Annotated in this window: 6 protein-coding genes; 5 read left to right on the top strand and 1 reads right to left on the bottom strand. The window is 70.9% G+C overall.

Annotated elements, in window-relative coordinates; genetic code table 11:
- The 5 genes from KDM41_16595 to KDM41_16615 all read left to right on the top strand — a co-directional run.
- Nucleotides 1-242 (top strand): hypothetical protein (locus KDM41_16595; protein ID MCB1185045.1); only part of this gene is annotated, 242 nt, incomplete at its 5' end.
- A 68-nt stretch (nucleotides 243-310) separates the two neighbouring features.
- Entirely contained in the window at nucleotides 311-1,138 is an 828-nt protein-coding gene (locus KDM41_16600; GenBank protein ID MCB1185046.1) for an RNA methyltransferase, read from the top strand.
- A 14-nt stretch (nucleotides 1,139-1,152) separates the two neighbouring features.
- Complete coding sequence (dgt, locus tag KDM41_16605; protein ID MCB1185047.1) at nucleotides 1,153-2,418, top strand: dNTP triphosphohydrolase; 1,266 nt, start codon at nucleotides 1,153-1,155, stop codon at nucleotides 2,416-2,418.
- A complete protein-coding gene (locus KDM41_16610) occupies nucleotides 2,415-3,608 on the top strand; it encodes a hypothetical protein (protein MCB1185048.1) in 1,194 nt (397 codons plus the stop codon). Before dgt ends, KDM41_16610 begins: the two co-directional genes overlap by 4 nt.
- Before the next feature lie 94 nt (nucleotides 3,609-3,702).
- Entirely contained in the window at nucleotides 3,703-5,988 is a 2,286-nt protein-coding gene (locus KDM41_16615; GenBank protein ID MCB1185049.1) for a PAS domain-containing protein, read from the top strand.
- Between the two features lie 25 nt (nucleotides 5,989-6,013).
- Here KDM41_16615 and KDM41_16620 read toward each other — a convergent pair.
- A partial coding sequence (locus KDM41_16620) for an SDR family oxidoreductase (GenBank protein MCB1185050.1) occupies nucleotides 6,014-6,593 on the bottom strand: 580 nt, incomplete at its 5' end.

A 6,593-nucleotide genomic window follows, 5' to 3' on the forward strand; every position in this document is an offset into this window, starting at 1 on the left:
CCGTGGTGCAGGACGCCGATGGCCGGCGCCAGGAGGCGATCATCAGCCTGTGCCGGGCCGTGGCGGCCCACCCCGACGGCTGGCCCGCCCGCGTGCGGCTGGCCGGCTGGCGCCTCGAAGCCGGCGACCGCCGCGTCGTGCTCGAAGAGCTGAGGCGCCTGAAGGATCTCGCCGCCCGGCGACCCGAACCCGCGCTCCTGGCCGCCCTGACCGACCTCGCCGGCCGCGCCCGCGACGCCTGATTGCCGCTTCCGGCGCCGCCGCCCATGCGCTACCTTCGGGTCCGGTCCCCGCGCCCCCGAGGAGTCCCATGAGCAGCCTCCTGCACATCACCAGCCTGACCAACGACCGCGTGAAGGCCCTCGTGCGCCTGCGCGAGCGGCGGGAGCGCGAACGCACCGGCCTGTTCCTCATCGAGGAGCCGCTGGTGATCGGCCGCGCCCTGGACGCGGGCCAGGCCGTCGCCGAGGTGTGGACCTGCCCGGAGCTGCACGACGACGCCACCGCCGCCCTGGCCCGCCGCCTCGCCGAAGCCGACGTGCCGCGCGTCGAGGTGACGCCGCCGGTGATGGCCAAGGTGGCCTACCGCGAGCGGCCCGACGGCCTGCTCCTGGTGGCCCCGCGCCGCTCGACGGCCCTCGCCGACCTGGTCCTGCCCGCGGACCGCCCGCCCCTCGTGCTCGTGCTCGAGGAGGTCGAGAAGCCCGGCAACCTGGGCGCCGCCCTGCGCATCGCCGACGGCGCCGGCGCCGACGCGGTGATCGTGTGCGGGCGCGCCGGCGACTTCGACAATCCCAACTGCCTGCGCGCCTCGCGCGGCGCCTTCTTCAGCATGCCCACCGCCCTGGCCCCCGCCGACGCGGCCCTGGCGTGGCTGCGCGCACGGAACCTCGCTATCCTGGCGGTGACGCCCGAGGGCGCGTCGCCGTGGGACCAGACCGATCTCCGGGGCCCGGTCGCCCTCGTCCTGGGCACCGAACACGACGGCCTGTCGGCGGCCATGAAGCAGGCCGCCGATGCGGCCGTGGCCATCCCCATGCACGGAACGGGCGATTCCCTGAACGTCTCCGCCGCCGCCGCGGTCCTTCTCTTCGAGGCGATCCGGCAGCGGCGCAGCGGCGGCCCCGAAACCCCCTGATGGAGCAGAATCCCGTGAGCAACGGCTTCTACAACGACTTCGACCGCGAGGAGCTCGATCCCCGCGACCCGGACTACCGCTCGGTCTTCCAGCGCGGCCGCGACCGCCTGATCCACAACGCGGCCTTCCGCCGCCTGCAGGCCAAGACCCAGGTCTTCCTCTCGGGCGAGTACGACTTCTACCGCACCCGCCTGACCCACAGCATCGAAGTGGCCCAGATCGCGGGCTCCATCGCGCGCTGGCTCAACAGCAGCAGCGACAAGCTGGGGCCCGACTTCCACATCGACCTGGCCCTGGTCGAGTCGGCGGCCCTGGCCCACGACATCGGCCACCCGCCCTTCGGCCACGCCGGCGAGAGCCGCCTGCACGGCCTGATGAAGGAGTGGGGCGGCTTCGAGGGCAACGCCCAGACCCTGCGCCTGATCACCGAGATCATCTTCACCAGCGGCCGCAGCCGCCGCGGCATGAACCCCACCCGCGCCTTCATGGACGGCGTGCTGAAGTACAAGACGCTCTTCTCCGAATGGCCGGATCCGGTGAAGCACTTCCTCTACGACGACCAGAAGCGCTACCTCGACTTCGTCTTCGACGGGCGCGCGTTCCCCGCCGAGCTGGCGCCGGGCAGGGCCCGCAACGCGTTCCGCAGCCTCGAGTGCGAGATCATGGACTGGGCCGACGACACGGCCTACGGCCTGAACGACCTGGTCGACAGCGCCAACGCCGGCTTCGTCACCATCGGGCGCGTGAACCGCTGGGCCGCCGACCAGGACCTGACCGCCGCCGAGGCCCGCCTCCTCGACGACCTCGTGACCGCCATCGGCGACGGCAACCTCGAGCGGGTCATGAACCGCAAGATCGGCACCTTCGTCGAGGCCTGCTCGCTGGTCGAACGCGAGAACTTCATGTCCGACGTCACCAACCGCTACCGCTTCGGCATGGTGCTCGACGAGGAGATCGTCCGGGAGCAGAAGCTGTACGCCCGGCTGGCCGTGAACCTGGTCTTCCGCTCGCCCCAGGTGTGCCAGCTCGAGTACAAGGGCGGCCATATGCTCGAACGGCTGTACAACGCCCTGACGGCCCACTATCTTGGCGAGGGCAGCCCGCCCCTGTCCCTGCTCTCGCGCGACTTCGAGGCCGAGATGTCCCGCGCCGGCGACGACCCGGCGCGCCGGGCCCGCATCATCTGCGACTACCTCGCCGGGATGACCGACGGCTTCGCGATCCGCATCTACAAGAGGCTCTTCGACCCGGACTTCGGGTCCATCGTGGATCTCGTTTGAACGCTCGCAGACTCGTCATCCTCCTCGCCCTCGTGGTCGGGGCCGCGGCAGCGGTTCCCGGGGCGGCCCGTGCGGCCGACGCCCCGGGCGACACCGTCCGCGCCGACGCCGACGCCCGGGCCGACGTGGAGTACCTCGACGACTCGCCGCACATCCCCGGCAAGCAGGGCAACTACTGGTTCTACAAGGGTTACGACTACGGCAGCCAGTCCCTGATCCATCCGCTGCGGCTCATCATCAACGGCGGCTACGGCATCATGCAGGTCAGCAGCCGCGACAACCGGCCGGGCAAGATCCAGTACGGGCGCGGCATGCGCAACGTCACGCAGAACCTGCTGAACCCCCACTGGTCCATCAGCATCAACGGCTTCTGGGACTTCTTCTCGCGCGAGGTGCTGCCCATCTCCATCAACTCGGGACAGGCCCAGTACTGGCCCAACTACATGAACCACCTGGTGGGCGGCGGCTTCAGCTACCGCATGATGGTCGAGTACTACTCCTACCACGACGTGGACCACCCCAGGGCCTGGGCCGGCGCGACCATCTTCGCCTACCACTTCCTGAACGAGGTGGTCGAGAACGACGGCTACCTCGGCCCGACGACCGACCCGGTGGCCGACTTCTGGCTCTTCAATCCCGCCGGCATCATCCTGTTCAGCAACGAGTCGATCGCCCGCTTCTTCGGCGAGACCCTGCACATGGCCGACTGGTCCTACCAGCCGGTGTGGCTGCCGGAGACCCACGAGCTGGTGAACAACGGCCAGAACTACGCCGTGAAGTACCACCTGAACGAGCGCGGCAGCACGAGCCTCTTCTACCACTGGGGCACCCACGCCGAGCTCGGCCTCAGCTTCACCCGGCCCGACGGCGACTGCTTCTCCTTCGGCCTCGGCCTGGTGCCCAAGAACCTGTTCAAGATCGACGAGGTGAGCAAGACCGTCGATCTGGCGGTCTCGGGCGGGCTCTTCTACGACCGCGACAACAGCCTCATGGCCTCGCTGCTCTTCGCCCGCACCAAGGACTACCGCTACCGGCTGAATCTCTACCCCGGGCTGATCAAGCTGGGGCCCATGCGCCCCGGCTTCTTCGCCTCGCTGAACCAGGACGACCGCCTGCTCCTCGGCCTGACCTTCGGCACCCTCCAGCACGTGCCCATCGGCATCGGCGGCGCCTTCAACGAGGTGGAATAGGCTCCGCTCAAGCCCCCCCGGGTCCCTGTCGATAAAGAAAACACATATCCACTCGCCCGAACCGTCGCGCCCGATCGCGGCGGGAGGAGTCGACGTGCCCGGTCTGCGCACCATCGGACGCCGCCTGACGGCGGGAGTCGGCCTCGTCGTGGCCCTGTCGGGCCTGGCCGGGGTCTTCGGGATCCGGTCGGCCACGACCATGTCCCACGGTTTCGATGGACTTTTTGCCAGCGCCGCCGACGAAAGCCGGGCCTCGGCGGCGATCCGGTCCGATGTCCTCCACATGCAGCGCCACCTCAAGGACGCCGCCCTGGCGGCGGACGCGGCCGCATCCGCCCGGGAACTGGCCCGGGCCGATTCGTCCTGGACCGAAGCCTGGGACGAACTGGAGACCCTGCAGGCGTCGTGGCACGGGCATCCGTCCGTGGTGCAGTCGGTGCGCGACGACCTGGAGGCCTGGCGCTTCAGCCGCGAGTGGGTCGCGTCGCTGGTGGACGTCGGCAGTTTCGATCAGGCCCTCGACATCGCCACGCGCCAGGCGGCCCCGCTCGCGGTCGAGATCGAGACCGGCACCATGAACATCGCCGCCGGCATCGCCGGCGAGCACCGCGACATGTCGACGGCGCTGATCGACCGCCAGCGGCGCACCAACCGGCGCCTCACCCTGCTGCTGCTGGCGACGACCTCCCTCACGGCGGTGCTCGGCTTCGGCCTCGCCCGCAGCCTCCTGCGGCCGCTCCGCCAGATGGCGACCTTCGCCGACGACATCCGCGAGGGCCGTCTCGACCGGCGCCTCGCCCTGCCCCGCGCGGACGAGATCGGGGCCGCCGCCGCCGCCCTCGATGAGATGGCCGCCGGCCTGCAGACCACCCGCGCGGAGCTCGTGCGCCACCAGGGCGAGCTCGAGCAGCGGGTCGCCGAACGCACCGAGGAGCTCGTGCGGGCCCACGAGATCCTGAACGTCGAATTCAACCTGCGCGAGTCCATGGCCACCCAGCTCATGGAATCCGAGGAGCGGCTCGACCTGATGACCACCGGCACCGCCGACGGTTTCTGGGATTGGCCCGACCTGGCCGACGACGGCATGTGGTGGTCGCCCCGCGTCTACGACCTGCTCGACCTCGATCCGCGCGGCGTCGAGCCCGGCATCGCCGTGCTCCTGGCCTGCTGCCACGTCGATGACCGCGCCTCGCTCGAGGGCGCCCTGCGCTTCGGCGCCGACGGCGGAGCCCGTCCCGACCTCGAGTTCCGGGTCCGTCGCGACGACGGCTCCCTGCGCTGGTTCCACCTGCGCGGCCAGGTCTTCCGCGACGAGGAGGGCCACCCCCGCCGCATGGCCGGATCGCTCCAGGACATCGACGACCGCAAGTGGGCCGAGTCCCAGCTGATCCGGCAGAACGACGAACTCGAGACCCTGAACCGCCGGTTGCGGGCCAACCAGAACCAGCTCATCCAGTCCGAGAAGATGAGTTCGATCGGACAGCTCGCCGCCGGCGTCGCCCACGAGATCAACAACCCGGTCGGCTTCATCACCAGCAATCTCGGCACCATGCAGGACTATGCCGATGCCCTGTGCGGCCTCGTGGCGCCCCTCGTGGCCGCGCGGACGGCGGGCACGCCCCTGGACGCGCCCGAGCTCCGGGCCCACCTCGCGGCGGCGCTCGCGGACGAGGACTTCGCCTTCCTGCTCGGGGACATCGGCCAGCTCATCGCCGAGAGCCAGGAGGGGGCCGAACGCATCGCCGAGATCGTCAACAGCCTGAAGAGCTTCGCCCGGCCCGACGAGGACGCCATGGTCGAGGCCGACCTCAACGAGGGCCTGGAGACGGCCCTGCGCATGGTCTGGAACCAGTTGAAGTACAAGTGCGAGGTGGAGAAGGACCTGGCGCCGCTGCCGCGGATCCGCTGCAACATCGGGCGCCTGAATCAGGTCTTCATGAACCTGCTGGTCAACGCCTCCCACGCCATCGAGAAGGACGGCCGCGTGCTCCTGACGACGGCCCACCGGGACGGGCACGTGATCGTCTCGATCCAGGACAACGGCCGCGGCATCCCGCCGACCATGTGCGACCGCATCTTCGAGCCCTTCTACACCACCAAGCCGGTGGGCCAGGGCACCGGCCTGGGCCTGTCGATCTCCCACGGGATCGTGAGCGACCACCACGGCACCATCGGCGTCGAGAGCGAAGTCGGCCGGGGCACGACGTTCACGATCCGCATCCCCGACAACCTGCCGGCCGGCGGCGACGCCGACGGGCCGCCGCGGCAGGGCGCCCGGTCGAACGACCTTCCGGATGACCTTCCGGACGACGTTCCGGATGACCTCGCGGATGACCTCGCGGACGACCTCGCGGACGACCCCGCCGCCGTCATCGCCTGACCCCCGCCGCCGCCGCGATCCCCGCTCACCTCAGGTAGGAGGCGCAGTTCACGTCGATGACCGCGCCGGTCAGGGCGTCGGCCCGTCCGGAGAGGGCCAGCAGCACGACCTCGGCCACCTCCTCGTCGGTGGCGGTGCGCCCCAGCGGCGACTGGCCGCGGATCGCGTCGCCGGCCGCGCCCGCCAGGTAGGAACGGGTCATGTCCGTCAGCACCCAGCCCGGGGCCACCGCCACCACCTTGATGTTGCGGGGGGCCAGGGCCAGGGCCAGGGACTGGCTCAGGCTGTTCAGGCCGGCCTTGCTCGCCCCGTAGGCCGGGGCCTCCGGCTCGCCGCGGAAGGCGCCGCGGCTCGACACGTTCACGAAGTGCCCGCCGCCGGCCCGTTCCAGATGCGCCACCGCGCCGCCCAGCACCTGCGCGGGTCCGGTCAGGTTCACCGCCAGGGTGCGCTGCCAGATGCCGAGCCAGGGTCCGTCGCCGCCCGCGGCCAGGTCGTGGGGCGTGTAGATGCCGGCGTTGTTGACGACGCCGTCCAGCCCGCCGAGGGCCGCCGCCGCATCGTCGGCCAGACCCGCCGCCGCCGCCGGATCGCCCAGGTCGGCC

The sequence above is a fragment of the bacterium genome (assembly GCA_020440705.1).
GTDB lineage: Bacteria > Krumholzibacteriota > Krumholzibacteriia > LZORAL124-64-63 > LZORAL124-64-63 > JAGRNP01.

Bases quoted from the DNA above. Each gene is read 5' to 3' on its own strand.
- KDM41_16600 (MCB1185046.1), top strand. From the start codon at position 311: ATGAGCAGCCTCCTGCACATCACCAGCCTGACCAACGACCGCGTGAAG.